Source organism: Stenotrophomonas sp. S4 (assembly GCF_054187805.2).
The window spans coordinates 4,246,568-4,271,991 of sequence record NZ_CM196188.1 but is presented as its reverse complement, the minus strand read 5'-3'; the positions used below and the strand labels follow the sequence as shown (position 1 = coordinate 4,271,991).

Sequence of the window (25,424 nt, the reverse complement as noted above, 5' to 3'; positions counted from 1 at the left end):
GCTGATGTTCGCCGAACTGATTGCCCGCGCCTGCAGTGGCGCGATCCATGTGGTGACCGGTGCGCGCGCGCTGTGGATCGGCTGCGCGCCGTCCAGCCAGCGCCGCGTGTATTACGGCAACCACGCCAGCCATGGTGACTTCGTACTGATCTGGTCGTCGATGCCACCGGCATTGCGGCGCCAGGTGCGCCCGGTTGCCGCAGCCGAGTACTGGCAGCGCGACGGCCTGCGCCGCTACCTGATCGATGCGGTGTTCAACGGTGTGCTGGTCGAGCGCGAGGCCGGTCATCGCCAGCAGGACCCGTTGCAGGTACTGCGCGATGCGGTGGATGAAGACTGCTCGCTGATCCTGTTCCCGGAAGGCACGCGCAATGTCGGCGATGAACCGCTGTTGCCGTTCAAGAGCGGCATCTACCACCTGGCGCGGCAACGGCCGGAACTGGAGTTCGTGCCGGTGTGGATCGACAACCTGAAGCGGGTGATGCCGAAGGGCCGGTTCCTGCCATTGCCGCTGCTGTGCACGGCGACCTTCGGCACGCCGTTGCGTTTGCAGGCTGACGAGGACAAGGCGGCGTTCCTGGCGCGCAGCCGGCAGGCGCTGCTGGACCTGGCGCCGAATGGAGGGCGCGCATGAGTTACCTGATGGATGTGTCCGGCGACCTGGCCGCGCGCAGCGTGGGCCAGCAGACCGGCCTGCTGTTCGCTGGCGTGGGCGCGGTGCTGGTGCTGGCCACGCTGGTGGCCGAGACCCTGCGCTGGCGCCAGCGCGGTCAGCCCAGCGCGGTGATCGCCAACCTGGTGTCGCGCATCCGCGCGTGGTGGGTGATGGCGATCGTGGTCGGGCTGGCGCTGTTCTTCGGCCGTGCCGGGGTGATCGTGCTGTTCGCGATCATCTCGCTGTTCGCGCTGCGCGAGTTCATCACCCTGGCGCCGACCCGTTCCGGCGACTACTACGCGCTGCTGGCCGCGTTCTACATCGTGCTGCCCTGGCAGTACTACCTGGTGTGGATTGACTGGTACGGCATGTACACGCTGCTGATCCCGGTCTATGCGTTCCTGTTCCTGCCGATCCTGTCGACCATTGGTGGCGATACCACGCACTACCTGGAGCGCACGGCGAAGGTGCAGTGGGGGTTGATGATCTGCGTGTTCTGCATCTCGCACGTGCCGCTGCTGCTGAACCTGCACGTGCCCGGCCATGACCCGTCGCGCAACGTGTTGCTGTTCGCCTTCCTGGTGATCGTGGTGCAGTCCTCGGACGTGCTGCAGTACATCTGGGGCAAGCTGCTGGGCAAGCACCTGATCGCGCCGAAGCTGTCGCCGTCGAAGACGGTGGAGGGCTTCGTGGGTGGCGTGCTGAGCGCCAGCGCGCTGGGGGCGGCGCTGTGGTGGATCACCCCGTTCACGCCGCTGCAGGCATTCGGCCTGTCGCTGCTGATCAACCTGATGGGATTCTGGGGCGGCCTGGTGATGTCGGCGATCAAGCGCGACCGCGGCATCAAGGACTGGGGCCACATGATCGAGGGGCATGGCGGCATGCTCGACCGGCTCGATTCGGTGTGCTTCGCCGCGCCGGTGTTCTTCCATGTGGTGCGGTACTACTGGAAGGCGGGCGGCGGCGGTTGATTCCGCGGGGGCTTCATCCACGCATGGCGTGGATCTACTGGACGGGGCGGGGCGGTTGATCGCCGGGGTGGCATCCACGCATGGCGTGGATCTACTGGACGGGCTGGGGGCGGTTGATCGCCGGGGCTGCATCCACGCATGGCGTGGATCTACTGGACGGGGCGGGGCGGTTGATCGCCGGGGTGGCATCCACGCATGGCGTGGATCTACTGGAGCCGGTAGTGCCGGCCGCTGGCCGGCAACGGCAACATCCTGCCATCGTTCATGGGGTTGCCGGCCAGCGGCCGGCACTACCCGCGCGCGCTTACGCGCTGATGCCGTATTCCTTCAGCTTCTTGCGCAGGGTGGCGCGGTGGATGCCCAGCATCGCGGCGGCACGGCTCTGGTTGCCTTCGCAGTGGTTGAGCACTTCCACGAACAACGGGATTTCCATCTCGCGCAGAACGATCTCGTAGACATCGTCCGCGTCGCAGCCATCGAGGTCACGCAGGTAGCGGCGCACGGACTGGGCGACGTGTTCACGCAGCGGTGGCCGGGGAGCGCCACGACTGTTGTCAGGACGAGAGAGGACAGCGTTCAAGGGGGTTCCCGATCTGGTTGGCCCGTGCGCGCGGAGCGCGCGGCCGGACGAGGTGGTGGCGGCCAGTCTAGCGCGAGCGTGCCCGACCTGCCACGGCTGGTCGCCTCTACCCTGGTCAGAGGAAGTCGAAGGTGAATGCGACGGTGGACGCGGCAGGCTCCTGCACGCGGAACGCGATGCGCGCACTCTGGCCCGGTTCCAGCAGGGCCGCGCCGGGGGCCTCGCCGAGGTACTGCGCCGGTGCGAACACGCCGCTGCCGATCACCCGGCCATCGGCATCGGACAGCGACAGGCGCAGGTCCGGCCAGGCCTGTGCCCAGCGCGCATCGTTGCGGATGCTGGCCTGCACCTGCAGCACGCCGGCCTGGCCCGGCAGCGGTCGGATTTCGCGGCTGGTCATGGTGAACGCGGTGGGCTCGTGCCAGGCCGGCAGGCTGCAGCGCAGTGCGCCGCACAACGCGCCCAGCCAGGCGCGGTTGCCGGCGTCGGCGGCCAGTCGCGCACGATCGGCCAGCACGCTCTGCAGTACCAGCAACAGTGCCAGCCCGGCGACCAGCACCCAGTGCCAGCGCGGCGTCGGCAGCGTGCGCGGCCGCGAAGTGCCCAGGAAGCTCGGCGCATCGCCGGCCACGGCCTGCGCGGCCGGGACGGCAAGGGCGGGTTCGATCACGGCCGCTTTGTCGAGGATGACGGTGTCATCGATCTGTCGCGTCTCCGCCATTGGCGGCAACGCCGCGTCGATCGGATCGCCCGGATCGCCGCTCTCCGCGGCAGGGATGTCATGCACCGCCGGGTCGGGCGTGCGTGCATCGGTCGCAGGTGCGGCCTCGCCTTCCGACGCGGGGCGCAGGAAGGTGGCCAAAGGGCGGCGCGGCGGGTTCGGCTCGGACATGCTCAGGGCGCGGGCTCGGATCCAGCGGTCATTCAATCACGATCAGGCGCGGCGCACGCCGGTGATGCGCATCCAATCGCCATCCTGGGTGGCCTGCAGATCGTCGAACCACGCGGCATAGCGCTGCAGCAGTTCGCCTTCCTGGCCATGCAGGATGCCCGACAGGGCGATGCAACCGCCGGTGGCGACGCGTGCGGCCAGCAGCTCGGCCAGCGCATCCAGCGCCGAGGCAAGGATGTTGGCGACCACGATCGGATAGGTGGCGACCGGTTCGTCCTGCGGCAGGTACACGTGCATGCGGGCCTGCTCGCCATTGCGCTCGGCATTGTCGGCGGTGGCGACCAGCGCCTGCGGGTCGTTGTCCACGCCGATCGCTTCGGCGGCGCCCAGCTTCAGCGCGGCAAGCGCGAGGATGCCCGAGCCGCAACCGAAGTCGAGCACGCGCTGGCCCTGCAGCCGGCCGTCCACGGCCAGCTGGTCCAGCCAGCGCAGGCACAGGGCGGTGGTCGGGTGGGTGCCCGAGCCGAACGCCAGGCCCGGGTCCAGCCGCACCACGGCGGCATCGGCGGCCTGCGCAGCGTCCGGCAGTTCATGGTTCCACGGCACGATCCAGGTGCGGCTGCCGAAATCCATCGGCTGGAACTGGTCCAGCCAGGCGCGTTCCCAGTCTTCGTCTTCGACCGCGCGGAAGCTGCCATTGCTCCAGTCCAGCTCCGGGTCGAAGGATTCCAGTGCGGCCAGCAGCAGCAGCGCATTGCTGTCGGCGGGGAACAGCGCGCTCAGCACCAGAGTGTCCCACAGCGGCGTTTCACCCACGCCGGGTTCGAGGATGGCCTGTTCGTTGCTGGTGTCGGCTTCGGCATCGAGCAGGGTCACGGCCAGTGCGCCGACGTCCTCCAGCGCATTTTCATAGCGGGGCTGGGTGGCTTCGGTGCAGCGCAGGGTCAGTTCCAGGAACGGCATGGCGGTGGGGACAGTCGCGGGAAAGGGGGCCATGCTAGACCATCGGGGCGTCTCCGTATTGCCTGAGATGCTGCCTTGAGATGAACGGGGGCAGTTCAGACAGGCCTGTCAGGCCTTGCTAAACTCGGCGCTTTCCTGTGTGCCGTGAACGCTCACACCCGCCGATGGCCTTCGCTCCGACCCTGAAAACCTGGTTGCTCGTACTGCCGGCGGTGGCCGTGCTGGGCGTGGCCGGGTATCGGGCCAGCGGCCATGCTGCGGGCGAGGCATCGCCGTCGGCGTCGCCGGACCTGCCGCTGGCCGTGGCCAGCCATGACAGCGGAGCGCCGCTGCCGGTGGTGCCGGAAGCACTGGCGCGGCGGCTTGCGGCCTTCGAGCGCGGCAACACGCTGCCGTCGGGCCTGCCGCTGGACCTGCGCGCCGACATCGAAGATGCCAGCGACCTGTATGCCTACGCCCAGCGCCTGCGCGCACAGGCCGACAACGGCAATCACGAGGCGCGCTGGATGCTCAGCCGCGTCTATGACTATTGCGCGCAGTACGCACTCGATCCGGGCGGCTACCGCCTGGACAACAACGTACTGAGTGGGTTGGGCCTGACGGCGGCGCCGGCGATGATCGAGGCGCGTGAGCGCGTGGCGCAGCGCTGCGGCGGATTCGTGCCGGGCGACAAGCTGGGTGCGGCGCTGGTGCTGTCCGAGCGCCGCAAAGCGGCCGCACAGGGCAACCTGGCCGCGGAAGCAGCGCTGTTCGCCGAAGGTGAGCCGCTGAAAGACAGTGCCGAATACCGTCGCGACCTGGTCGAGCGCGTGCGCACCTCGCGCGACCCGGAGGCCTACATGGCCATCGCGCCGGCCATGGGCGTGCGTGCTGCCGGTGACCGCGCGCTTGACGGCCTGGTGGCGGGCGAGCAGCTCAGTGAACTTGCATGGCGGCTTGCGGCCTGTGAACTCGGTCTAGCCTGTGGAGCGGACAGCGTGCTGGTCAACAATTTTTGTGCGAACGGAGGGATCTGTTCGCAGGATGGAGCGCAGGATTTCCGGGATTTCGTGTATGACGCTGCGGTATCGCGGCAAGGTGCTGGGAAAATGAAGGAATGGATCAAGCGATTGGTTGGAAAGAGGGACGGGCGATGAATTACCGTCGATTCCTGCATGGGGCCAAGTTCTGGTTCTGGGTGGCGCTGTTCGTGGCCTACTCGGCCGGCGCGGTCGGCCTGCTGATGATCGATACCTACGAGGACCGCTACCGGCATCTGTCGAAGGTGGAGCTGACCACGGTGAAGGCGCAGGAAGACGTGCGCCGTGCCGGTGCCAGCCAGGTCGCTGCGGTCTATCGCGCGCAGAGTGGCATGCCATTCGCTTCACTGCCGGCCGGCAGCACCTTCCAGGTGGTGTGGCCCGATGGTTCCACCGAAACCATGGTGATCGTCGACCCCACTTCGCCCAATGGCGTGCGGCCGCTGGCCAACTCGCAGATCCCGGCGACGGCGGCGGACGCGCGCTGAGCCTGCCTGGGTAGAGCCGGGCAGGCCCCGGCTGTGCTTTCCGGCAAGCCGGGCATGGGCTCGGCTCTACAGAAACAGAAAAGGGCGGGGAGATCCCCGCCCTTTTCATGTCCAGCACCTGGCGCCGATCAGGTCAGTGCGATCGGCTTGTTCTTGCGCTCGGCAAGGCGCTTTTCCAGGTAGTGGATGTTCTGGCCACCGGCCTGGAAGCCCTTGTCACGCATGATCCGCTGCTGCAGGGCGATGTTGGTCTTGATGCCATCGACCACCATTTCGCTCAGTGCCACCCGCATGCGGGCGATGGCGGTTTCGCGGTCCGGGCCGTGCACGATCAGCTTGCCGATCATCGAGTCGTAGTTCGACGGCACGCGGTAGCCACTGTAGATGTGGGTATCCACGCGCACGCCGGGGCCACCCGGCGGATGGAAGCCGGTGATGGTGCCCGGGCTCGGCACGAAGGTCTCGGCGTCTTCGGCGTTGATGCGGCATTCGATGGCATGGCCGGTCAGCACCACGTCGCTCTGCTTGATCGACAGCTTCTGGCCGGCGGCGATCTTCAGCTGCTCGGCCACCAGGTCGATGCCGGTGACCATTTCGGTGACCGGATGCTCCACCTGGATGCGGGTGTTCATTTCGATGAAGTAGAAGCGGCCGTCCTCGTACAGGAACTCGAACGTGCCGGCACCGCGGTAACCGATGCGCACGCAGGCTTCGGTGCACACCTTGCCGATCTGCTCGCGCTGCTCTGCGCTGATGCCCGGTGCCGGTGCTTCTTCCACCACCTTCTGGTGGCGGCGCTGCATCGAGCAGTCACGCTCACCCAGGTGGATGGCGTTGCCCTGGCCGTCGGCCAGGACCTGGATCTCCACGTGGCGCGGATTCTCCAGGAACTTCTCCATGTAGACCTCGCCATTGCCGAACGCGGCCTTGGCCTCGCTCTTGGTGGTTTCGATCGAGGTCTTCAGCGAGGCTTCGGCGTGCACCACGCGCATGCCGCGGCCACCGCCGCCACCGGCCGCCTTGATGATGACCGGGTAGCCGATCTCACGGGCGATCTTGGTGTTGGCGACGATGTCCTCGCCCAGCGGGCCGCCCGAGCCGGGCACGCACGGCACGCCGGCGGACTTCATCGCGCGGATGGCTTCGACCTTGTCACCCATCATGCGGATGGTGTCGGCCTTGGGGCCGATGAAGATGAAGCCGGACTCTTCCACGCGTTCGGCGAAGTCGGCGTTCTCCGACAGGAAGCCGTAACCCGGGTGGATGGCCTGGGCGTCGGTGACTTCCGCCGCGGCGATCAGCGCCGGGATGTTGAGGTAGCTCTGCGGCGACGGCGCCGGACCGATGCAGACCGACTCGTCGGCCATGGCCACGTGCTTGAGGTTGCGGTCGACCGTGGAGTGCACGGCCACCGTGCGGATGCCGAGGGTATGGCACGCGCGCAGGATGCGCAGCGCGATTTCCCCTCGGTTGGCGATGACGACTTTGTCGAGCATGGCGTGCCCCTCAGCCGATCACGAACAGCGGCTGGTCGAATTCCACCGGCTGGCCGTTCTCGCCGAGGATGGCGACGATGGTGCCGGACTTGTCGGCTTCGATCGGGTTGAACATCTTCATCGCTTCGATGATGGCCAGGGTTTCGCCTTCCTTGACCTGCTGGCCAACGGTGACGAAGGCCGGCTTGTCCGGGGCGGACGAGGCGTAGAAGGTGCCGACCATCGGCGAGCGCAGCACGTGGCCTTCCGGCAGCGCCGGGCCCGGCTTGGCGGTGCCGCCGGTGGAGGCTTCGGTCGGCGACTGCATCGGCATCGCCTGCGGCGCCGGAGCGGCCGGAGCGGCATACACCGGGGCCGCAATCGGGGCGGCATAGCCGGCCACCGGGGCGCGCGACAGGCGCACCGACTCTTCGCCTTCCTTGATTTCGATTTCAGCCAGGTTCGACTCTTCCAGCAGGTCGATCAGCTTCTTGATTTTGCGGAGATCCATGGTGGCCTCTTTGCTCGTGATGTCAGTGTGGTGGGAAGCGCATCGCGCTCGGGTCAAAGCAGTTCGTAGAACTCGCGCAGCTGCCGCGTACGGTCGCGCGCGAGGGTGGTCAGGCAGCGCATCTGTGCGCCGTTGCGTGCCGTGCCATCGGAATTGAGGGCATAGACCGCGTTGCAGTCGTGGTCGCGCAGCTGGATCCAGGCACGCTGGGCCAGTACCAGCTCCTGCTCGGCATCGCCGCAATAGCTGCAGGTGCCACCGCGGGCCGGGGTACGCAGCTGGCGACGCGCCTGTGCATAGACGGTATTGAGTTCGGCATCAGCGGCGGCGGCCACGTCCGAGGCGCACAGGTCGCTCTCCATCGTGGTACCCGGATGGGCGCAGTCGATGCCTTCGTCCTTGCGGTCGAACGCGGCGGCGGCACCGCAGATGCCGGCCCACGCCACAACGCCGGCGAGCACGCGCGGCAGCATCTTCACGCGCTGGCCGCCTGCACGCGCAGCAGTGCCGCGTCCATCGCGTAGCGGTAGCTGTCGGCACCGAAGCCGCATACCACGCCCACGGCCTTGTCACTGAAGTAGCTGTGCTGGCGGAACGGCTCGCGGGTATGCGGGTTGGACAGGTGGATCTCGATGAACGGCACCGCCACCGCCGCCAGCGCATCGCGCAGGGCCACCGAGGTGTGGGTGAAGGCGGCGGGGTTGATCAGGATGAAAGCGGTTCCGTCACTGCGCGCGGCCTGCACGCGGTCCACCAGCACATGCTCGGCGTTGGACTGCAGGCTGTCCACGGTGTGCCCGGCGGCCGATGCCTGGGCAGCCAGGGCCTGGTCGATGTCGGCCAGCGTGGTGTGGCCGTAGACCTCCGGCTCGCGGGTGCCGAGCAGGTTGAGGTTGGGGCCGTGCAGGACCAGCAGCTTCGCCATGGGATCCGGAAGACGGGAAAGGGCGGCAGTCTGGCGGAACCGGCGGATGCTGTCCAGTTCGGCGAAGTTTGCAGCGTTTCAATCGATCGTTTGAAATCTGCCGGAGTGCTTGTGGCCGTATGGCGGGCGCTGGATCAAGGCGCGCTGAACGTGGTGCTGGCCGGGGATGCTGGCACGTAGGCCGACGATGCCGGCAAGGCTGGGCGCTGACCGATGCCGCAATGGGCCGTGATGCGGCGGATCCACGCCATGCGTGGATGAAGGAAGTTCGGTGCGCAGCAAGCTACGCACCCACCGAGGGGCAGCCCGAGGCGCGCTGCACGCCACCCACCGCCCCCGCCACGCACCCGCTCAGGTCTCCAGCGGCACCGTCGGCACCACGTTCGGGAACACCTCCTCCAGCGGCTCCCGTTCCCCCGGCTTCGGCGTCGGCCAGTTGTAGGCGTTCACCGGCTGCGCGCGATTCACCCATAACGCGTAATACAGATGGTCGGCGCGGCCATCACCGGTGTTGGGGTGGATCAGGATGGTCAGCCCCAGGCTGTTGAGCTGCAGCCAGGGCACCAGCACCGGCAGCAGGTCGTTGGTGAAGCCGAAATAGAACGAGGGAGTGACGTGCGGTCCGCGCGGCTCAAGGTTCCAGTTGCCCAGCTCGACCGGGAAGCGCTCGGCGGCCCAGTGCCGCAGCAGCGCGGCCTTCTCGAAGCTGTCCTCGTCGAAGTAGATATGCGCGTGGTAGCTCTTGATGGCGGTGTAGGCGCGTGGCCGGGTGGGCAGCGTGGCCTCGCCGGGGCGCACGCTGGCCGGGCGCGGGGTCGGTTCGCTGGCGGTGGCCTGGCCCCAGGGGCTGCGGCCCTCCGGCGCCGGCGGGATGATGGTGCGGAAGCCAGGGCGCCCGGGTTCGGTGGTGTTCACCGTGCTGTCGCTGCGCGCGGCTGCGGTGGCGGTCGACGCGCTGGCCAGCCCACCGGCGGCCAGTCCGGCCGAGGCGATCAGGCGACGCCGTGCGGGCGAGAGCAGGTCGGCCCAGTGGGCGTCATCGTCGCCGGCGTCGATGAGGGTCGGCGGGTCCGGGTGCATGAAGGGCTCCGTGGCGGCATTGTGTGGGCAGGCAAGCACGCTCGGGCACCTGCATCCACAGCGTCCAATAAGCAGGCGGCATCACCTCATGCACGGCTGCCTTCATCGCCATTGAGCGCGACCGGGCGGCGGGCTAGGGTGCAGGTCTGCCGCCCCGGAGCCCGCCATGACCTCGTCCGATGCCGATACCCAACGCAAGCGCGCGGCCTTCCGCCAGCTGCATGCAGCAGGGTGCTTCGTCCTGCCCAATCCGTGGGACGTGGGCAGTGCACGCTACCTGCAGCGGCAGGGCTTCCAGGCACTGGCCACGACCAGTGCCGGCTGCGCCTGGAGTGAAGGGCGGCCGGATGGGGCGGTTTCGCTGCAGGCCACGCTGGAACATCTGCGGCTGATGGCGGCAGCGACACCGCTGCCGTTGAACGCCGATTTCGGTGATGGCTTCGGCGCCACGCCACAGGCAGTGGGGGAGGCGGTGGCGGCGGCGATCGATACCGGCATCGCGGCGTTGTCGATCGAGGATGCCAGTGGCGTAGCTGATGCGCCGCTGCGGCCGATCGGGCAGGCGGTCGAGCGACTGCGCGCGGCACGTGCGGCCATCGACCACGCGGGTGGCGATGTGCTGCTGGTCGGGCGGGCCGAGAACTTCTTCGTCGGCGTGCCGGATCTGCAGGACACCCTGCAGCGCCTGCGCGCCTACGCCGAGGCCGGCGCCGATGTGCTGTATGCACCGGGCATCAGCACGCGTGAACAGATCAGCGCGGTGGTCGCCGCTGCGGGGCCGAAGCCAGTGAACCTGCTGGTCGGTGGACCGACACCGCTGAGCCTGCAGGACATCGCCGCACTCGGCGTGCGCCGGGTCAGCCTGGGCGGTGCGCTGGCGCGTGCGGCGTGGGGTGGGCTGATGCAGGCGACCCAGCCGATCGCGCAGGACGGCCGCTTCGATGGCCTGCAGCAGGCGGCCTCGGGTGCGGCGTTGAACGCGCTGTTCCGTTGACGGAAACCCCGGTGCGGACTCTGGCCAGCAGGGACAGTGGATCCACGCCATGCGTGGATGGATGCGCCTACGCCTACAGCGCTTCCGTCTCACTCTCCGGCAGGACCACGCCCGGTTCCAGGTCGGGCAGCAGCTGCTGCAACAGCCCGGGGTTGTCCGGCAGCGCGGCGCCATCCAGATAGCGCCATTGCGTGGTACCGACGCTCCGCACAGCGACCATGAATGACGTGCTGCGCATCGGCGCCTCGCGCACGCGCAGCAGCGACTGGCGCGGCACGAAGCAGACTTCCTCGTCACCGGCCGCATAAGTGCGGCCCGGCACGCCCGCTTCGTCGCTGATGATGGTGACGCCGGCCTTGCGCAGCGCCTTCACCGTGTCGCGGGTCGCCCGCGCATAGGCCTCGTCGCCGCCGGCCAGCTGCTTCAGGCTGGGATGGGTGCGCGCGATGATCAGCTCGGTATCGCCCCGGGCGAAGGCGTCCATCATCGCCTGCACCTCCTTGCGCAATGCGGCCGAGTCTTCCGGACTGAGCTCACCGGCCAGCGCTGGCGCAACGGCCATTGCCACGGGCAGGGCCAGCAGAAGGGCAAGCAGATATCGGTACATCGTCGGGTATCTCAGCGGGAACCGCCGCACTATACGGTGGATGCGGAAACAGCGTCCCACGCATGGCGCTGGTATCCCGGCCGCCACTACTTACTATTAGTAGTTAGTGAATTCCGGACATCCCCCATGCACACCCTCATCGTTACCGCCCATCCTGAATCCGGCGCGTTGACCCATGCCATTGCCAGGCGCATCGGCGAAGCCATCACCGCGTCGGACGCCGCCAACCGCGTGACCCACGCCGATCTGATGGCCGAAGACTTCGATCCGCGCTTCAACATGCAGGACCAGGCGCTGTTCCGTGGCACCGGCGCAACGCCGGCCGACGTCGCCGCCGAGCAGGCGCGGCTGGAGGCTGCCGACACACTGGTACTGGTCTACCCGCTGTACTGGTGGTCGTTCCCCGCGCTGCTGAAGGGCTGGATCGATCGTGTGTTCACCCAGGGCTGGGCCTACCAGGACGGTGCCGACGGCAAGGTGCAGAAAAAGCTGCAGTGGTTGCGCGTGCACCTGGTCGGCATCGGCGGGGCCGGCGCGGACATGATCGAACGGCGCGGCTACGGTGCGGCGATGAAGACCCAGATCGACATGGGCATCTTCGACTACTGCGGCGCGCGCGTGCTGTCGTCCGACCTGCTGCTGGACGCCGATTCTGGTGCAGCTGAAGCGCATCTGCAGACCGCGCTGGCGATCGGCCGTAAAATCGGTACTCCGATGCGCTGACCGCCGTGCTCCACCGATGCCTGCCAACGCCGCACCCACGCGCCGCCGATTGACCCGTGAGCAACGCGCCCGCCAGTTGCTGGACGTGGCCTGGGCGCTGGTCGGCGACGAAGGTACCGATGCGCTGACGCTGGGGCGGCTGGCCGAGGCTGCGGGTGTGACCAAGCCGGTGGCCTACGATCACTTCGTGACCCGCAATGGGCTGCTGGCCGCGCTCTACGATGACTACGACGGCCGCCAGACGATGGTCTTCAACGAGCGCATCGGCCGCGCCCGGGCGCAGTTGGCCGATCGTGCGGCGGCCATTGCCTCCGGCTACATCGACTGCATCCTCAGCCAGGGCAGCGAAGTGCAGGGCATCCTTGCCGCGCTGGTCGGTGCACCCGAACTGCGCGAGGTGAGGCGGCGCTACCAGCAGGATTTCATCGACAACTGCGACATCTGGCTGGGCCCATTTGCGGCCGACGGCACGGTGCCACTGGCCGGGTGCTGGGCGATTCTCGGTGCGGCCGAGGCCCTGTCCGAAGCCGTGGCAGCAGGCGCGCTGGACAAGGCCGACGCCGAGGCCGAGCTGCAGCACTTGATCGTGGCGACGGTCAAGCGACGCTGAGCCGCTCAGGCGTCGGCGGTGTTGCCGGCCAGCGCTGTGAACCCGGCGGCCAGACGCTCGCGCACAAGGGCATCGCGTGCGTCACGGCTTTCAGAACCCAGCACCACGGTGATCAAGCGTACCGGCTGATCCCGCCCGGGCACTGACCGGCATGCGGTGGCGGCCAGGCAGAAGCCTGCTGCCTGGGTGTAGCCGGTCTTCAATCCATCCACGCCGTTTTCGCCAAGCAGGGCGTTCTGGTTGCTGCGGCTGAAGCTGCCATGCGCGAACGCGCGCTGCGCGGTGATTGCCAGTATCTGCGGATGGTCATTCAGCAGGCAGGCGGCGAGTACCGCCATGTCGCGCGCGCTGGAGGCATGGTGCGCGGTGGTGATGCCGGACACGCTGGCGAACCACGTGCTGCGCAGGCCGAGCTGGCGCGCGTGCCGGTTCATGCGGTCCAGGAATGCGGGCTGTGATCCGTCCAGATGGCGCGCGATGGCCAGCGCCGCATCATTGCCGGAGACGATCATCAACCCTTCCAGCAGGCGTGCCAGGCTGACCGTTTCGCCGGGCGCCAGGCCCATGCGCGTTTCATCCTCGGCCACCGCGTGCACATCTTCGGCGGCGATGGTGACCACTTCGTCCCACGCACGACCGTTCTCTTCGACGCATTCGTAAGCGGCGTAGGCGGTCATCAGCTTGGTCAGCGAGGCCGGTTGCCGCGCGATGTCCGCGTTGTGCTGGTGGATCACCGCGAAGGTGCTGGCTTCGATGGTGATCGAGGAGTGCGCAGTCGGCGATGGCGACATGTCGGAAAGGCTGTGCTGGGATGCCGCACGAGGATAGCGGATCGCGGGTGTGCAGACCGGCTTCCGGCATGAATCTTGCCTCTGCATCGACCCGTACGAATGTGCCGGCAAGTACGCTAACGTTGCGCCTCCGCCGGGCCGGAAAGCCCGATTTTTCAGTAGCGAAGGGACATCCATGAAGAAGCGTCTGATCGTCACCGGCCTGGCCTGCCTGATGCTGGTGGCATGCGCCAACCCGAAGAACACCGTGATTCCGCAGGACGTGGACCAGTTGGCCACGATCAAGCCCGAGCTGGAGAAGCTCACCCCTGAAGAACAGCAGTTGGCTGCAGCCTACATCGTGCGTGTGACCCTGACGTCGAAGATGGCCGGAGTGTTCGGTGGCAAGGAAGGCCAGGGCATTCCGCCGGGCATGACGCTGGGCAAGGCCGTGGAAGAGCAGCGCCGCTTTGTCGAAGAGCGGAAGGCCGAGGAAGCGCGCCAGGCCGCGTTGAAGGCGGAACTTGAAGCACGTCGCGAAGCGGCGATGAAGCCGCTGCGCGAGGCGGTCACCGTCACCGTGGTGTCCAAGGACATCGAAGTGCAGCGTTCGCACGGCATCACCACCGACGAACTGCTGGTCGTGGATTTTGGGTACCAGAACAACACCGGCAAGGACATCGCCGGCGTGAAGGGCTATGTGTCGGTACGCGATCTGTTTGGCGAGGAGATTTCTGGATTCGCCATCACCAATGACGTGACCATTCCGGCTGGCCAGAGCGTGATCTGGCAGGGCAGTCGCTCGGTGCGCTTCTCGCAGACCAAGAGTAATGACCGCAAGCTGGCCAGCCTGGATGAGAGCAAGTACACGGTGGTGTGGACGCCGGAAGCCGTGGTGTTCGTTGATGGCAGCTCGCTGACGTTGCCGCAGGACGCGGCGTCCTGAGGCCGTCGGCCGGACCTGATGGCGGGTCCGGCCCCTTGGGCGCTGCCGCCCGCACACTCCTGCAATATAGCAATGCTATAACGTTGCAAAAGCGGCGCGATCCGCCGCTGAGCCGTCTGCAGGAGCCCATGACCCGACCCGTTGCGCGACGTTGGCTGTGCCCGTCGATCCTGGCCGTACTGGCCGCGCTGAGCGGCTGCCAGCCGAATCTGCGCACCGATGCTGTTCCCACCGCCGAAGCGCGCCCGCACAACGTGATCGTGATGATCAACGACGGTGCCGGCTGGGGCACCTGGGACGCCGCCGCCTACTGGCAATACGGCAGCCGCGAAGGCGCGCCGTATGCGGATTTCCCACAGCGCCTGGCGGTAACCACCTTCCCGTTGAACGCCAGCAGCCAGCCGACCCGCGACAACGCACAGACCCTGGGCTACGACGCGGGCAAGGCCTGGGACAGCGAACCGGTGCCGGCGCAGGACCTGCCGTTCGTCGGCTACCAGTATCTGGCGGCGGTCGCGACCGACAGTGCTGCGGCCGGTACGGCGTTGTCCTCGGGCATCAAGACCTACAACAACGCCATCAATTACAACAACGATGGCAATCCGGTCGAGTTCAATACGCTGCGCGCCAAGCGCCTGGGCATGGCGACCGGCGTGGTGACCTCGGTGCCGTTCGCGCATGCAACGCCGGCGGCGTTCGCGGCGCAGAACGAATCGCGCAACAACTATCACGCGATTGCGCACCAGATGCTGGCGCAGGGCCACATGGACCTGGTGATGGGCACCGGCGGTCCCGGCTACAGCGTTGATGGTCACGCCTGTGACGAGGGGGCCGGCTCGGCGAAGGCCGAGGGCTGCGCGAACCCGTGGGAATGGGTCTCCCCGCAGGATTGGCAGCAGCTGGAAGCGGGCAGCACCATTGCCGGCAATCCGGCGGGGCCGTGGCGCCTGATCCGCAGCAAGGAAGAGTTCACTGCATTGGCGCAGGGTCGGTTGCCGGCCGACCGGCCGCTGATCGGCGTGCCGCACGTGGCCAATACGCTCCAGCAGGCGCGCCAGCTGCAGGTGCTGGACAAGGATGCGGCCACGCCTTCCGGTGTGAGGAAGATCGACAGCGTGCCCGATCTTGCGACCATGACGCGTGGCGCGCTGCGGTTCCTGCAGCAGCGTTCGGCCAAGGGCCTGTTCCTGATGGTGGAAGGCGGTGCCACCGACTGGGCCGCGCACACCAGCGCCTGCGGCACCGAATGGCACTACGGCCAATGCAGCGACCAGCCGCAGTACGGCCGCCTGATCGAGGAAACCGTGGAGTTCAACGACGCAGTGGCAGCAGTGGTTGAATGGATCGAGCGCAACGGCGGTTGGGAGCGCAACCTGCTGATCGTCACCACTGACCATGACAACAGCATGCCGATGGGCCCGGATGCACAGAACGTTGCCTTCGCGCCGGTACGCAACAACGGCCGTGGACGCATGCCGGGGATGAGCTTCCGGCCCACCGGCAACCACTCCAATGCGCTGGTGCCGCTGTGGGCCAAGGGCGCAGGTGCGGAGCTGCTTGGAAAGCGCGTACGGGGCGTCGATGCCGGTTACCGCCAGCACGTGCGCTGGAATGACGGCAGCTACATCGACAACACCGACGTGGCTGCGGCGGTGCAGGAGGCACTGCAGCGTCCACGGTAACGCCCGGTTGCACCCGGGCTGTCGTCGAGGCAGCCTGCGCACATGCAGTCGGATATCCGCATCGACGGTCGTGTCTTCGCCTACGTCTTCCCCTGTGCGTGGGAAGACTACGCGAAGATCGGTTTCTCGCGTGATCCGCTCGGACGCATCAGCGCATTGCACCGGCGTTGGTTCGAGTTCTTCGATCTCGACGCCGGTGCACTGGTGGAAGCGGAAAGCGAGCGCGATGCAAGAGATCTGGAACTGCAGCTGCGTTCGCCGTTCAAGGCGCACCGCGCGCCGGCGCCGATGACGGTCCAGGACAAGGCTGGGGGGCGCACCGAATGGGTACGTGGTGCCAACCAGGCTTTGTCGCTTGCGATTGCCGCGTTGGGCGAACAAGGCTATCGCTGTTATCCATTGAAGGCGTGGCTGCGGGCCGCCCTGCGCCTGCGCCTGGATCGGCTGCACGACTGGGCTGCGGTGCAGCTTCCGGAAGAGGAGGGCCTGCGGATGCCCGGTGGCCCCGGCGAGGGCGTGCTGCGTGACACCCTCGACGGTTGTCGGGCATTGGATATCGATCCGACCCCGTGGCTGCCTGAACACGTCCAGCGCTGGTATGCAGGCTGAGGGGCGCTCAACGGGCTCGCGGCGGCTGAACCGGCGCAGCCGGTTGCCGCGGGCACTGCGGGGCAGGTGTGGACGGGCTGGCCAGCTGCCGTGCCAGCTCGGCGTTGGCCACGTGGCCGTGCAGGAACAACAGGCTGCCGTAGATGTTCATGAGCGTGCCTCCACTTGAGTGGATTGCACGATACGGGCAGCATGGACGGGCAAAAAGCGACATTTCCGCAAGGTGGCCTTGAGAGGAATTCAAGCCTTATGTCCCGTCCGCCCCTTCATGCCCTGCAAGGTTTCGTGGCTGCCGCCCGGCTCGGCAACCTGTCGCGCGCGGCGGCGTCGATGAACCTGACCGTCAGTGCGCTCAGCCATCAGATGCGCCAGCTTGAAGAGCGGCTGGGGCAGCCGCTGCTGGTCCGCCAGCCGCGTGGCGTCACCCTCACTCTGGAAGGGCAGCGCCTGCTCGACCAGGTCGGCCCGCATCTGGATGCGATCAACGAAGCCTTCCAACCCTATGCGGCACGCGCCGAGCACGTGCTGACGATCAGCGCGGTACCGTCGATGGCGTCGGCGTGGCTGGTGCCGCGGCTGGGGCACTTCGTGGCTGAGCACCCGCAGATCGAGATCAACCTGCAGTCGAGTGAACGCCTGGTTGATTTCGAGCGGCAGCGCCAGTTCGATGCCGCGCTGCGGCTGGGCAGCGGGCAGTGGCCGGGCCTGGTGGTGGAGCCGCTGTTCGACGAGTGGCTGCTGCCGATGGCCAGCCCGGCGTTGATCGAACGCATGGGAGGGATCGACCGCGTGCCGCTGAACCAGTGGCCGCTGTTGGGTGATCCCGATGGTGCGTGGGGCGCCTGGTTCGCGCTGAGTGGGCAGAACCCGCCGCCACGCTTCGTGGCGGTGCTGGATGATTCGGAGGCGCATCACCGCGCGGCGCTGGACGGGGTAGGCGTGGCGCTGGGACGGGTGACGCGGGCGCGCCTGCTGCTGGATTCCGGCCAGCTGGTGGCGCTGTCCAGCCTGCGATTGAAAACCGCCTGGCCGCATTGGCTGGTCTACCCGCAGCGCTCGGCCCGCCATCGCGGCTTCCTGGCCTTCCGCGACTGGCTGCACGCTCAGGCCGCCGAGCACGTGCGGCACATGGCAGACGCACATCTTTAGCGTTGAGCCATGCTCGACTGCTTGTGCTCGACTCTACAGTCATCGCACCAGCGTGACGTCCTGCCCGGCACGGGCGAAGGCTTCGCCCAGCAACGAGCCTGCCTTGATCGCCTCCACGTCCTCGAACAGCGCCTGCAATGCATCGGCCGGGCGCGAGGCCGGCGCCGCGACCGCCTGCTGGATCGCGGTGAAGCGGTCGGCCAGTACGCGGTGGCCGGGATGGGCCTGTGCCCATGCCGCCAACGGTTGGCGCACGCCGGCGGCGGCATCCAGGCGCTGCTGCTCGAACAGGGTGATCGCCGCCGCCGACGTCTCGGTCCGCTCGATCACGGCGTGGCGCAGTTCGCGGCTGAGGAACAGATCGTAGGCCGCGCCACGACCGACCGCGATGCGCAGGCCATCGCGGTCCAGGTCGGCCACCTGCTGCGCAGGGCTGTCCTCGCGCACCAGGTAGGTGCCTTCGATCTCCACATAGGGGGCACTGAAGGCAATGCGGTCGGCGCGTGCAGGATCGATGGCCAGGAAGGCCAGGTCCCAACCGTCTTCGCCTGCCGCGGCGACCACCGAGGCTGCGGCATCGTGGCAGGTGAAGCGTGCCTGCACCCCCATCCGTTGCGCCAACGCTGTGGCCAGTTCCAGCGAGGGGCCGCGCGGTGAGCGCGCATCGCCCTGCGCCAGTACCGGATTGCCCAGGTTGATGGCCACGCGCAGGAAACCCAGCGGTGCCAGCGCACTACGATGATCGGCCAGGGACATGCAGGACTCCGCGGGGAAAGGGCGGTCCAGCATGCCAGTGCCGCCCTGCAAGGCCGTGTCAGTATCGGGTTATCCTGCGGACATGAACCCCATCCTGCATGTCGAGATCCCGGCCACTGACCTGGCCCGGGCCATCACGTTCTACCAGCAATGGCTGCAGGTGGCGGTGGACGAACCGATCCTGCTGCACGACTGCAGGATGGCGTACCTGCCGTTTGCCGATGCGGCCGCCGGCGCCAGCATGTCGCTGGTGCAGGGTGCGGATTACCGGCCCTCCGAACAGGGCGCGCGCATCTACATCGGTGTCGATGACCTGGACGCCAGCCTCGAGCGTGCCCTGCAGGCCGGGGCCGAGCTGCGCTTCGGCCCGGCCGATGCCGGTGACTGGCGCGTGGCCGAGATCCGCGACAGCGAAGGCAACCGGATCGCATTGCAGGCGCGCACGGTTCTGTAGCGTCGAGCGATGCTCGACTGACGCGTTCCCCGCGCCGCCAACAGCAGTCGAGCATGGCTCGACGCTACACGTGGGTCGCGGCACGCGAGCGCTGCAGCCAGTCGTTGATCGCCGGATCCAGCCGTGGATCGTCCGGCAACTGCATGCCGAAGCGTTGCTGCAACACTTCGCGCACGTCGCCAACATCATGCAGCGGGCGCTTGTCCGGTGCCTGGCCAGGGCGGTACTCGGTGTAGTTGCCGCTGCCGATGGTGCGTCGCCAGTCCGGCCCGGTCAGTGACGCGCGCAGCTGGCCGGGGAAACTGGAATCGGGATGGGTGCACACGTACCAGTTGCCCACCACGTTGTCGATCGGTGCCGGCGCGTGCAGGTCGAAGCGATACATCGCCCGCCAGCCATCGCTGGACTCGGCGGACAGCACGAAATCCCCCTCGCCGGGCAGGCGCTGCAGCAGGAAGCGCTCGTGAGGCGTGGCCTGCGGCTGTGGATCACGCAGGCGCAGCGGCACGGTCGGGGTCAGGCTGCCGAAACCGGCATCCACCAGCCAGTCATCGCCGTCCACCTGCACGCGCAGCAGCAGGTGGGTCCGTGCGGTCAGTTCGCCGTCCTGGGCGGCCAGCAGCACGCGCGCGCTCAACGGCTGCGCATCGAAGCCCAGCGCCTGCAGCAGCGCCAGCAGGCCGCCATTGAGTTCGAAGCAGTAGCCGCCACGGTGGTCGTCGAGCAGCTTGCGCTGCACGCTGTCCAGGTCGATCGGCACTGCATCGCGCAGCAGGCAGCTGAGGGTTTCGAACGGCAGCAGTGCGTTGTGGCGCTGCTGCAGCAGCGTCAGGCCCGCCAGCGTCAGCGGTGGCGGTGCATCCAGCTGCAGGCGTTGCAGGTAGCGGGGGACATCGAGCGTCGTCATGGGGGCACCGGGCGGGGAGGGAGGTCCACTGTGCTCCCCCAACCGGGGTTGAGGTCAAGCACTGCGCGGGTGTCATCCCCCCGTCGCCTGTGCCGGGTACAAAGGCCGCGTCCGCCAGCAATCGGTGGAACTGCACCAAGAACGCCCTAAAGTTGCTCCATTTCCAGCCGATACAGGTGCGTCCTTCCGCCTGGAGTCTGTCATGTCGGCCGTTGCCCCCCACCTCCGGTCCCTGCGCATGCGGCTTGCCGCGCTGCGCTCGGCGTCCCCCGGCCTGCTGCTGTGGCTGCAGCCGCACCGGCTCAGCGTAGCCAACAAGCTCAAGGCGACCCTGTGGGTCTGTGGCCTGGGCCTGATCGCGATCGCTGCGGTCTACGCCTGGACCGGCCATGCCAGCACGCAGGCGGCACGCAGCCAGGCCAGCTACCAGCACGGCAGCGATCTGGCCGCGAGCCTGGCGACACGGGTGGCCGAGGCGCGTCGTCTGCAGACCCAGTATGCACGCAGTTTCGACGATGCCGACCGCGCGCAGCTGCTGGCGACGCAGAAGGCGCTGCAGGCCGATCTTCAGGCGCTGCGCGCGATGCCGATGGATGCCGGCCGGCGCAAGGCGCTGCAGGCGCTGACCGAAGCTGCCGGTGCATTCTCGCAGGGTGTGGCCGCCCTGTTCGAACGCGTCGATGAGATGGGTCGTGGCGATGCCGGCCTCGCCGCGCAGCTGCAGCAGGCCGCCGACACCCTGCAGGCGCAGGTGGATGCGCTGCAGCGGCCTTCGTTGGCGTTGTCCCTGCAGAAGATGCGCCGACAGGAGGCGCTGCTGCTGCTCGATGGCGATTCCACCCATGCCGACCGTGCGAGCGAAGAGAAACTGCCGTTCGATCTCGCGCTGGTGGGCCTGCCGACCGATGCGCAGGATGCCCTTCGCAACGGCATGGAGGCCTATCAGGTCGCGTTGCTGGGCTATACCGCCGCCCGCGTTGGCCTGGATGTGGAGGCGCAATCGTTGCTGGATACCGCCGCAGGCGTGGCGCCGGCGCTGGCCGCCTTCCAGCAGGCCCAGATGGCGGTGCTGGCCGAGGCACAGGCGCGCCAGCAGGCCGGCACGCGCACCATGAGCGTGCTGTTCGCAGTGACCCTGCTGCTGGTCGCCGGCGTGTTGATCACCAGCCTGGTGCTGGTGCTGCGTGCGGTGCGCCAGCCGATCCAGGACACCCTGCGTTTCGCCAGCGATATCGCCGACGACCGCCTGGATACCACCCTGCGCGTGTACAACGCCAACGACGAGATCGGACAGCTGGCACAGCGCCTGGTCGACATGCAGCAGCGCCTGCGTGCGCGCATCGAGACCGAGCGTGCCGGTGCGCGCGGCAATACCCGCGTGCGCCAGGCGCTGGACAGCGCGCAGACCGGGCTGATGGTGATCGATGCCGAGGGCCAGGTGGCCTACGTCAATCCGGCACTGCTGCAGCAACTCGAACGCCAGCTCGAAGACCTGGTGGGCAGCGATGCAGTGCGCCTGCATCCGGCGTTGGCCAGCCTGGCCGGCGTGCGTCAGCGCGAGGAGCGCGAGATCGGTCATGTCGGTGTGCGCTACCAGCTGATTGCCAACCCCATCATCGACGAAGGGCAGTTCCTCGGCGTAGCGGTGGAATGGCGCAGTCGTGCGCTGGAGACGCTGCTGGAAACCGAAGTGGCTGCCCTGGTCGATGCGGCGGCACACGGTGACCTGCATGGCCGTATCGCGCTGGAGGGCAAGCAGGGCTTCGTGCGCACGTTGTCGACCAGCATCAATCGCCTGCTGGCCACCTTTGAAACCAACCTCGGTGACCTGCAGGCACTGCTCGCTGCACTGGCCCGCGGCGACCTCAGCGTGCGCATGGAGGGGGACCTGCAGGGCGTGTTCGCGCGCATGCGGGACGATGCCAATGCCACCGTCGCGCAGCTGGGCCGCATCGTCACCCGCATCCAGCAGGCCACGTCCAGCCTCGATACCGGTGTCGGTGAGATCGTTGCCGGTCATCACGATCTGTCGCAGCGCACCGAGCAACAGGCCGCCAACCTGGAAGAGACCGCAGCGTCGATGCATGAGCTGACCGACACCGTTGGCCGCAACGCCGATGCCGCCGGTCGCGCCGATGCCCTGGTGCAGGGCGCGGCAGCAGTGGCGCAGCGCGGCGGTGAGGCTGTTGGCCAGGTGGTGGCAACCATGCATGGCATCAGTGAAGCGTCACGGCGGATCGGTGACATCACCCAGCTGATTGATGGCATCGCCTTCCAGACCAACATCCTTGCGCTCAACGCGGCGGTGGAAGCGGCGCGCGCCGGCGAGCAGGGCCGCAGCTTCGCCGTGGTGGCTGCCGAAGTACGCCTGCTGGCGCAGCGCAGTGCCGAGGCGGCCAAGCAGATCAAGGGCCTGATCGAGGATTCGGTGGCGCGCGTCGGGCAGGGCAACCGGCAGGCCGAGCAGGCCGGCACCACGATGGGCGAGATCGTCGGCAGCGTGCAGCAGCTGGCCGACCTGCTGGCTGGCATCCGCAGTGCGTCGCAGGACCAGCATGCCGGCATCGCCCAGGTGAACCAGACCATCGTGCAGATGGAAGCCAGCACCCAGCGCAACGCCAGCCTGGTGGAAGAGGCCGGTGCCTCGACTGCGCAGATGCAGGCGCAGGTACATGCCCTGGCCGAAGCAGTGGGCGCGTTCCGTCTGCAGTCGATACCGCAGGCGCGTGCGGCGGCCTGAAGCTGCCCCGGTAGTGCCGGCCGCTGGCCGGCACCACCCTTGTGGCTCAATACACGTCGCGGCGGTAGCGCCCGTTTTCCAGCAGCGTTTCCACCACTTCATCACCCAGCGCGGTACGCAGCACCTGGTCCACGCCTTCGGCCATGCCCTGCAGCGAGCCGCAGACATGGATCACCGCACCGCGCTGCATCCACTCGCGCAGCGCATCGGTGGCCGCCCGCAGGTAATCCTGCACGTAACTACCCTTGCCATCGCGTGAGAACGCCAGGTCCACCCGCGTGAGATGGCCCTGGGCCCGCCAGGCCTCGATCTCGTCGGCGAACAGGAAGTCGTGTGCGCGCTGGCGCTCACCGAACAGCAGCCAGTGCCCGTGCTCGCCTGCGTGGGCGGCTTCGCGCAACAGGCTGCGCAGCCCAGCGATGCCGGTGCCGTTGCCGATCAGCACCATCGGGGCGCCACTGACACGATGGAAACCGGGGTTGCGATGCACACGGGCAACGATGCTGGCACCGATCGGCGCATGCAACGACAGCCAGCCCGAGCCCAGCCCGGCTCGACCGGAGGCGTCATGCACCAGCCGCACCACCAGCTCCACCACGCCATCATCCGTGCAGGAGGCGACCGAATACTCGCGGCTGGGCAGCAGCGGCAGCCCGGCCAGCCACAGGCAGGCATCCTGCACCGCCAGCGCAGCATCGGCCTCGGGCAGCTCGCGTTCGCTGGCCAGCGCCAGCAGCGTGCGCGGATGGCCGTCGACCAGTAGTGGCTGCAGCGGGTCCAGCCCATGTGCCTTCAACACGGCACCGGCATGCCGCGCGTTGTGGCGGGGCGCGATGTGCAGGATGTCACCCGCCTGCCACTGCATGTCGGCCGGTGTGGCAAGACGGATACGCCAGATGGCTCCGCCGATGCTGCCCGGGTTGAGGCGGTCGCGGCCGAGCAGCCGCCACTCATGCATCTGCGTCGCCGCAGGCAGCACGCTGTCATCGGTGGGGATGCCGGTCAGCGCACCCAGCTGCTGCTGCCACTGGCGCAGCGCCGGCACCGAAGCGGCATCGACATCGATGCGCTCGAACAGCGGACGCGCGCCGTTGTCGATCAGCCAGCCATCGAACTGGCGGCCGAAGCCGCAGTAATGCGGGTACTGGCGGTCACCCAGCGCGAGCAGGCCGAACTGCAGGCGCGACAGGTCCAGACGTTGCGCGAGCAGCAGCCGTACCGCGCGGCGCGCTGCATCCGGTGGCTCGCCGTCGCCGAAGGTGCTCAGCACGAGCAGGGCCTGGGAGGTGGCCTGCAGCCTCGCGGCATCGACGCGGGCCAGCGGCAGTACCTGCACCGCATGACCGGACGCCTGCAGCTGCGCGGCCGCACGCCACGCCAGTTGTTCGCCCAGTCCGCTCTGGCTGGCATGCACCACCAGCCACGGCAAACCACCGCCATCGGTGGTCGTTGTCGGCAGCGACCGGCGCAGCCCTCGCGCTGCACGCTGGCTGCGGCGGCGGTCCAGGTACAGCATCCAGCCGGTGATGAAGAACAGGCTCATGCCCAGGCTGCTGAGCATCACCACCACGCGCCCGGGCACACCGAAGTAGCTGCCAGAATGCAGCGCGAACACGCTGGTGGCCAGCTGTCCGCCCGCGCCCTGGCGTGCGTACGGGCGGGCATCGAGAACCGCACCGCTGGCCGGATCGAGCTGCAGCAGGTCATGTGCACGATCGTGGTGGCCACCGCGCTGCGACGGATCACCGGCCATCACCCGCACGTTCAGCGCCTGCCCCGGCTTCTCCGGAAGGCGCAGGTCGATGAAGCCGGTGCGCACGCCGGGCAGCGCGTACAGCGTGGCCTCGATGCGATCCAGGTCCAGTGCAGCGTCGGCGGCCACCTTGTGCTTTGCCGCCGGCGCCACGCCCAGCAGCGTGTTGGCCGCGTTGCGGTACCAGTCGAACGACCACCACAGGCCGGTCAGTGCACTCATCAGGTAGATCAGCAGCACCCAGGTGCCGATCACCGAGTGCAGGCTCCACAGGAAGCCACGGCCGCTGCGCGTCCACTCCACCGCCAGCCAGCTGCGCCAGTGCCACCAGCGGCGTGGCCAGCGCAGGTAAAGGCCGGACAGGGTGAAGAACAGCAGCGCGATCGCACAGCTGCCGGTGATCCACTTGCCGCGCTCACCGGCGGCGAGGTGGCGATGCAGGTCTTCGACGAAGTCGAAGAACGCCTGCCCGCGCAGGGCGCTGAAGCGCTCGCCGCTGTACGGATCGAAGTACACCCAGTGGTCCTTGCCGCCGGCAAATCGCGCAACCGACGGCCGCTGTCCCGTGGCGTCCACGCGCAGGCGTTGCAGGGGCCGCTCGCTGCCGGCCTGCAGCAACGGCACCAGTTCACTGAGTGCGAGGGGATGCTGGCCGTCCGCATGGTGCTCGGCGATTTCGGCGAAGCCGGGATTGGCCGCGCGCAGCAGCTCGTCCTCGAAGGACAGCACGGCGCCGCTGAGGCCCATCACGGCCAGGACGGCACCGGCGGTGATGCCCAGCAGCCAATGCAGTTGGAACAGGACGTTCTTGAACATCGAAGGAGAGGGGCCCGGGAGGCTGCCGCCCGCATCCTGCGCAACAGCAAATGAGAATTAGTCGCGGAATTCTCCGTGGCGCCCTGCCTGCGGTCAAGCGGAGGGATCGGCCGGGCGGCGCCCGGCACCTGCGGTAGTGGCCGGCCGCTGGCCGGCAACAGCAACAGCAGGTTGCCACTCCACCATGGACAGATTTCCGCGATCTGGTGGAACGGCAGTGGGGTCAGATCCGTTTTCCGCAGGAAAACGGATCTGACCCCGGATTTATTTCGATATCTGACAGATGTGTCGACCAAGGTCGACACCTACCAACAGCTGCGGGAGTCTGTCAGAGGCGGGGCGGTGTGGG

General features: G+C 67.9%; 27 protein-coding genes. 13 read left to right on the top strand and 14 right to left on the bottom strand.

Features of this window, described 5'->3' with window-relative positions:
• The first annotated feature begins 4 nt into the window (after positions 1–4).
• Positions 5–634 carry a lysophospholipid acyltransferase family protein gene (locus ACUZUJ_RS19885; protein ID WP_458220597.1) on the top strand — a complete coding sequence of 210 codons (630 nt, stop codon included), beginning with the start codon at positions 5–7 and terminating at the stop codon, positions 632–634.
• Positions 631–1,626: a phosphatidate cytidylyltransferase gene (locus ACUZUJ_RS19880; protein WP_197592607.1), complete on the top strand. Its 996-nt coding sequence runs from the start codon at positions 631–633 to the stop codon at positions 1,624–1,626. Before ACUZUJ_RS19885 ends, ACUZUJ_RS19880 begins: the two co-directional genes overlap by 4 nt.
• A 304-nt stretch (positions 1,627–1,930) precedes the next feature.
• Here the strand turns inward: ACUZUJ_RS19880 and fis are convergent, their stop codons facing one another.
• The 3 genes from fis to prmA form a co-directional block, all read right to left on the bottom strand.
• Positions 1,931–2,206, bottom strand: a complete 276-nt coding sequence (gene fis, locus ACUZUJ_RS19875) for a DNA-binding transcriptional regulator Fis (protein WP_005419706.1) — start codon at positions 2,204–2,206, stop codon at positions 1,931–1,933.
• A 115-nt stretch (positions 2,207–2,321) separates the two neighbouring features.
• Positions 2,322–3,098, bottom strand: a complete 777-nt coding sequence (locus ACUZUJ_RS19870; RefSeq protein ID WP_458220596.1) for a DUF3426 domain-containing protein — start codon at positions 3,096–3,098, stop codon at positions 2,322–2,324.
• Positions 3,099–3,140: 42 nt separating this feature from the next.
• Positions 3,141–4,061, bottom strand: coding sequence for a 50S ribosomal protein L11 methyltransferase (gene prmA / locus ACUZUJ_RS19865; protein WP_458220606.1), 921 nt, complete (start codon positions 4,059–4,061; stop codon positions 3,141–3,143).
• Positions 4,062–4,225: 164 nt separating this feature from the next.
• Here prmA and ACUZUJ_RS19860 point away from each other — a divergent pair, with 164 nt between their 5' ends.
• Together ACUZUJ_RS19860 and ACUZUJ_RS19855 are read left to right on the top strand one after the other, a co-directional pair.
• Positions 4,226–5,197, top strand: a complete 972-nt coding sequence (locus ACUZUJ_RS19860) for a hypothetical protein (RefSeq protein ID WP_119006830.1) — start codon at positions 4,226–4,228, stop codon at positions 5,195–5,197.
• Complete coding sequence (locus ACUZUJ_RS19855; protein WP_014038687.1) at positions 5,194–5,568, top strand: hypothetical protein; 375 nt, start codon at positions 5,194–5,196, stop codon at positions 5,566–5,568. The genes ACUZUJ_RS19860 and ACUZUJ_RS19855 overlap by 4 nt, the downstream gene beginning before the upstream one ends.
• A gap of 128 nt (positions 5,569–5,696) precedes the next feature.
• Here the strand turns inward: ACUZUJ_RS19855 and accC are convergent, their stop codons facing one another.
• The 5 genes from accC to ACUZUJ_RS19830 all read right to left on the bottom strand — a co-directional run bounded on the left by accC (position 5,697) and on the right by ACUZUJ_RS19830 (position 9,559).
• Positions 5,697–7,064 (bottom strand): acetyl-CoA carboxylase biotin carboxylase subunit, encoded by a 1,368-nt coding sequence (gene accC, locus ACUZUJ_RS19850; RefSeq protein WP_006473295.1) that lies wholly within the window; start codon positions 7,062–7,064, stop codon positions 5,697–5,699.
• Between the two features lie 10 nt (positions 7,065–7,074).
• Positions 7,075–7,554, bottom strand: a complete 480-nt coding sequence (accB, locus tag ACUZUJ_RS19845; protein ID WP_049443248.1) for an acetyl-CoA carboxylase biotin carboxyl carrier protein — start codon at positions 7,552–7,554, stop codon at positions 7,075–7,077.
• 53 nt (positions 7,555–7,607) lie between these two features.
• On the bottom strand, positions 7,608–8,027 hold the full coding sequence (locus tag ACUZUJ_RS19840) for a lysozyme inhibitor LprI family protein (RefSeq protein WP_432592961.1): 420 nt from the start codon (positions 8,025–8,027) through the stop codon (positions 7,608–7,610).
• 2 nt (positions 8,028–8,029) lie between these two features.
• The gene (gene aroQ, locus ACUZUJ_RS19835; protein ID WP_014038684.1) at positions 8,030–8,479 is read right to left on the bottom strand and encodes a type II 3-dehydroquinate dehydratase; all 450 of its coding nucleotides are present in this window, start codon (positions 8,477–8,479) and stop codon (positions 8,030–8,032) included.
• A gap of 351 nt (positions 8,480–8,830) precedes the next feature.
• Positions 8,831–9,559 carry a DOPA 4,5-dioxygenase family protein gene (locus tag ACUZUJ_RS19830; RefSeq protein ID WP_458220595.1) on the bottom strand — a complete coding sequence of 243 codons (729 nt, stop codon included), beginning with the start codon at positions 9,557–9,559 and terminating at the stop codon, positions 8,831–8,833.
• 166 nt (positions 9,560–9,725) lie between these two features.
• Here ACUZUJ_RS19830 and ACUZUJ_RS19825 point away from each other — a divergent pair, with 166 nt between their 5' ends.
• Positions 9,726–10,553, top strand: coding sequence for an isocitrate lyase/PEP mutase family protein (locus ACUZUJ_RS19825; protein ID WP_049443250.1), 828 nt, complete (start codon positions 9,726–9,728; stop codon positions 10,551–10,553).
• A 73-nt stretch (positions 10,554–10,626) separates the two neighbouring features.
• Here ACUZUJ_RS19825 and ACUZUJ_RS19820 read toward each other — a convergent pair whose 3' ends face one another.
• Entirely contained in the window at positions 10,627–11,160 is a 534-nt protein-coding gene (locus ACUZUJ_RS19820; protein ID WP_197587368.1) for a hypothetical protein, read from the bottom strand.
• 126 nt (positions 11,161–11,286) lie between these two features.
• Between ACUZUJ_RS19820 and ACUZUJ_RS19815 the strand changes: the two genes are divergently transcribed.
• Complete coding sequence (locus ACUZUJ_RS19815; RefSeq protein WP_197587369.1) at positions 11,287–11,883, top strand: NAD(P)H-dependent oxidoreductase; 597 nt, start codon at positions 11,287–11,289, stop codon at positions 11,881–11,883.
• A gap of 16 nt (positions 11,884–11,899) precedes the next feature.
• Complete coding sequence (locus ACUZUJ_RS19810) at positions 11,900–12,493, top strand: TetR/AcrR family transcriptional regulator (protein WP_458220594.1); 594 nt, start codon at positions 11,900–11,902, stop codon at positions 12,491–12,493.
• A gap of 5 nt (positions 12,494–12,498) precedes the next feature.
• Here ACUZUJ_RS19810 and ACUZUJ_RS19805 read toward each other — a convergent pair whose 3' ends face one another.
• Entirely contained in the window at positions 12,499–13,284 is a 786-nt protein-coding gene (locus tag ACUZUJ_RS19805; protein ID WP_458220593.1) for a D-alanyl-D-alanine carboxypeptidase family protein, read from the bottom strand.
• Between the two features lie 175 nt (positions 13,285–13,459).
• Here ACUZUJ_RS19805 and ACUZUJ_RS19800 point away from each other — a divergent pair, with 175 nt between their 5' ends.
• The 3 genes from ACUZUJ_RS19800 to ACUZUJ_RS19790 all read left to right on the top strand — a co-directional run bounded on the left by ACUZUJ_RS19800 (position 13,460) and on the right by ACUZUJ_RS19790 (position 16,500).
• Positions 13,460–14,209, top strand: coding sequence for a hypothetical protein (locus ACUZUJ_RS19800; RefSeq protein ID WP_430346544.1), 750 nt, complete (start codon positions 13,460–13,462; stop codon positions 14,207–14,209).
• Positions 14,210–14,337: 128 nt separating this feature from the next.
• On the top strand, positions 14,338–15,891 hold the full coding sequence (locus ACUZUJ_RS19795) for an alkaline phosphatase (protein ID WP_458220592.1): 1,554 nt from the start codon (positions 14,338–14,340) through the stop codon (positions 15,889–15,891).
• Between the two features lie 42 nt (positions 15,892–15,933).
• Positions 15,934–16,500, top strand: coding sequence for a GIY-YIG nuclease family protein (locus ACUZUJ_RS19790; RefSeq protein WP_101766168.1), 567 nt, complete (start codon positions 15,934–15,936; stop codon positions 16,498–16,500).
• A 7-nt stretch (positions 16,501–16,507) separates the two neighbouring features.
• Here the strand turns inward: ACUZUJ_RS19790 and ACUZUJ_RS19785 are convergent, their stop codons facing one another.
• The gene (locus ACUZUJ_RS19785) at positions 16,508–16,651 is read right to left on the bottom strand and encodes a hypothetical protein (protein ID WP_458220591.1); all 144 of its coding nucleotides are present in this window, start codon (positions 16,649–16,651) and stop codon (positions 16,508–16,510) included.
• A gap of 98 nt (positions 16,652–16,749) precedes the next feature.
• On the opposite strand from ACUZUJ_RS19785, the gene ACUZUJ_RS19780 reads away from it, so the two are divergent.
• Positions 16,750–17,649, top strand: coding sequence for a LysR substrate-binding domain-containing protein (locus ACUZUJ_RS19780; RefSeq protein ID WP_101766167.1), 900 nt, complete (start codon positions 16,750–16,752; stop codon positions 17,647–17,649).
• A 39-nt stretch (positions 17,650–17,688) separates the two neighbouring features.
• On the opposite strand, the gene ACUZUJ_RS19775 is transcribed toward ACUZUJ_RS19780, so the two are convergent.
• Positions 17,689–18,405, bottom strand: a complete 717-nt coding sequence (locus ACUZUJ_RS19775; protein WP_458220590.1) for a transporter substrate-binding domain-containing protein — start codon at positions 18,403–18,405, stop codon at positions 17,689–17,691.
• 82 nt (positions 18,406–18,487) lie between these two features.
• Between ACUZUJ_RS19775 and ACUZUJ_RS19770 the strand changes: the two genes are divergently transcribed.
• A complete protein-coding gene (locus ACUZUJ_RS19770) occupies positions 18,488–18,859 on the top strand; it encodes a VOC family protein (RefSeq protein WP_458220589.1) in 372 nt (123 codons plus the stop codon).
• Positions 18,860–18,923: 64 nt separating this feature from the next.
• Here the strand turns inward: ACUZUJ_RS19770 and ACUZUJ_RS19765 are convergent, their stop codons facing one another.
• Positions 18,924–19,766: an arylamine N-acetyltransferase family protein gene (locus tag ACUZUJ_RS19765; protein WP_101766164.1), complete on the bottom strand. Its 843-nt coding sequence runs from the start codon at positions 19,764–19,766 to the stop codon at positions 18,924–18,926.
• 202 nt (positions 19,767–19,968) lie between these two features.
• Here ACUZUJ_RS19765 and ACUZUJ_RS19760 point away from each other — a divergent pair, with 202 nt between their 5' ends.
• Positions 19,969–22,506, top strand: coding sequence for a methyl-accepting chemotaxis protein (locus ACUZUJ_RS19760; protein ID WP_101766163.1), 2,538 nt, complete (start codon positions 19,969–19,971; stop codon positions 22,504–22,506).
• A gap of 46 nt (positions 22,507–22,552) precedes the next feature.
• On the opposite strand, the gene ACUZUJ_RS19755 is transcribed toward ACUZUJ_RS19760, so the two are convergent.
• Complete coding sequence (locus ACUZUJ_RS19755) at positions 22,553–25,075, bottom strand: PepSY domain-containing protein (protein ID WP_458220588.1); 2,523 nt, start codon at positions 25,073–25,075, stop codon at positions 22,553–22,555.
• Positions 25,076–25,424 lie beyond the last annotated feature (349 nt).

Coding starts and splice junctions, on each gene's coding strand:
- ACUZUJ_RS19770 (WP_458220589.1), top strand. CDS start 18,488: ATGAACCCCATCCTGCATGTCGAGATCCCGGCCACTGACCTGGCCCGG.
- ACUZUJ_RS19775 (WP_458220590.1), bottom strand. CDS start 18,405: ATGTCCCTGGCCGATCATCGTAGTGCGCTGGCACCGCTGGGTTTCCTG.
- ACUZUJ_RS19885 (WP_458220597.1), top strand. CDS start 5: ATGTTCGCCGAACTGATTGCCCGCGCCTGCAGTGGCGCGATCCATGTG.
- ACUZUJ_RS19840 (WP_432592961.1), bottom strand. CDS start 8,027: ATGCTGCCGCGCGTGCTCGCCGGCGTTGTGGCGTGGGCCGGCATCTGC.
- ACUZUJ_RS19785 (WP_458220591.1), bottom strand. CDS start 16,651: ATGAACATCTACGGCAGCCTGTTGTTCCTGCACGGCCACGTGGCCAAC.
- ACUZUJ_RS19825 (WP_049443250.1), top strand. CDS start 9,726: ATGACCTCGTCCGATGCCGATACCCAACGCAAGCGCGCGGCCTTCCGC.
- ACUZUJ_RS19755 (WP_458220588.1), bottom strand. CDS start 25,075: ATGTTCAAGAACGTCCTGTTCCAACTGCATTGGCTGCTGGGCATCACC.
- accB (WP_049443248.1), bottom strand. CDS start 7,554: ATGGATCTCCGCAAAATCAAGAAGCTGATCGACCTGCTGGAAGAGTCG.
- ACUZUJ_RS19790 (WP_101766168.1), top strand. CDS start 15,934: ATGCAGTCGGATATCCGCATCGACGGTCGTGTCTTCGCCTACGTCTTC.
- ACUZUJ_RS19780 (WP_101766167.1), top strand. CDS start 16,750: ATGTCCCGTCCGCCCCTTCATGCCCTGCAAGGTTTCGTGGCTGCCGCC.
- ACUZUJ_RS19820 (WP_197587368.1), bottom strand. CDS start 11,160: ATGTACCGATATCTGCTTGCCCTTCTGCTGGCCCTGCCCGTGGCAATG.
- aroQ (WP_014038684.1), bottom strand. CDS start 8,479: ATGGCGAAGCTGCTGGTCCTGCACGGCCCCAACCTCAACCTGCTCGGC.
- ACUZUJ_RS19815 (WP_197587369.1), top strand. CDS start 11,287: ATGCACACCCTCATCGTTACCGCCCATCCTGAATCCGGCGCGTTGACC.
- ACUZUJ_RS19810 (WP_458220594.1), top strand. CDS start 11,900: ATGCCTGCCAACGCCGCACCCACGCGCCGCCGATTGACCCGTGAGCAA.
- ACUZUJ_RS19860 (WP_119006830.1), top strand. CDS start 4,226: ATGGCCTTCGCTCCGACCCTGAAAACCTGGTTGCTCGTACTGCCGGCG.
- ACUZUJ_RS19765 (WP_101766164.1), bottom strand. CDS start 19,766: ATGACGACGCTCGATGTCCCCCGCTACCTGCAACGCCTGCAGCTGGAT.
- ACUZUJ_RS19830 (WP_458220595.1), bottom strand. CDS start 9,559: ATGCACCCGGACCCGCCGACCCTCATCGACGCCGGCGACGATGACGCC.
- accC (WP_006473295.1), bottom strand. CDS start 7,064: ATGCTCGACAAAGTCGTCATCGCCAACCGAGGGGAAATCGCGCTGCGC.
- prmA (WP_458220606.1), bottom strand. CDS start 4,061: ATGCCGTTCCTGGAACTGACCCTGCGCTGCACCGAAGCCACCCAGCCC.
- ACUZUJ_RS19870 (WP_458220596.1), bottom strand. CDS start 3,098: ATGTCCGAGCCGAACCCGCCGCGCCGCCCTTTGGCCACCTTCCTGCGC.
- ACUZUJ_RS19800 (WP_430346544.1), top strand. CDS start 13,460: ATGAAGAAGCGTCTGATCGTCACCGGCCTGGCCTGCCTGATGCTGGTG.
- ACUZUJ_RS19805 (WP_458220593.1), bottom strand. CDS start 13,284: ATGTCGCCATCGCCGACTGCGCACTCCTCGATCACCATCGAAGCCAGC.
- ACUZUJ_RS19760 (WP_101766163.1), top strand. CDS start 19,969: ATGTCGGCCGTTGCCCCCCACCTCCGGTCCCTGCGCATGCGGCTTGCC.
- ACUZUJ_RS19795 (WP_458220592.1), top strand. CDS start 14,338: ATGACCCGACCCGTTGCGCGACGTTGGCTGTGCCCGTCGATCCTGGCC.
- ACUZUJ_RS19855 (WP_014038687.1), top strand. CDS start 5,194: ATGAATTACCGTCGATTCCTGCATGGGGCCAAGTTCTGGTTCTGGGTG.
- ACUZUJ_RS19880 (WP_197592607.1), top strand. CDS start 631: ATGAGTTACCTGATGGATGTGTCCGGCGACCTGGCCGCGCGCAGCGTG.